Below are 434 nucleotides of genomic sequence, written 5' to 3'. Positions count from 1 at the left end.
GACGGCTGCCTCCAGGAGGGCATCTCGCACGAGGCGTCCTCCCTGGCCGGTCACCAGAAGCTCGGCAACCTCGTCCTGCTGTGGGACGACAACCACATCTCGATCGAGGGCGACACCGAGACGGCGGTCTCCGAGGACACCGTCAAGCGGTACGAGGCGTACGGCTGGCACGTGCAGCGCGTCGCGCCGAAGCCGGACGGCGACATCGACCCGCACGCCATCTACAACGCGATCGAGGCCGCGAAGAAGGTGACGGACAAGCCGTCGTTCATCGCGATGCGCTCGATCATCGCCTGGCCCGCTCCGCACGCGCAGAACACCGAGGCCGCGCACGGCTCGGCGCTCGGCGAGGACGAGGTCGCGGCCACCAAGCGCGTCCTCGGCTTCGACCCGGAGAAGTCCTTCGAGGTCGCGGACGAGGTCCTCGCGCACAC

Annotated in this window: 1 pseudogene; it reads left to right on the top strand. The window is 69.1% G+C overall.

Annotated features, from left to right (window positions below):
- Positions 1–434, top strand: a pseudogene (locus KVT44_RS55595) (transketolase); the annotation flags it as partial.

This window comes from Streptomyces sp. GbtcB7, assembly GCF_019091445.1.
Taxonomy (GTDB): domain Bacteria; phylum Actinomycetota; class Actinomycetes; order Streptomycetales; family Streptomycetaceae; genus Streptomyces; species Streptomyces mirabilis.
Note: the sequence above shows the minus strand (reverse complement) of the source record. Positions and strands in the feature narration are given on the sequence as shown.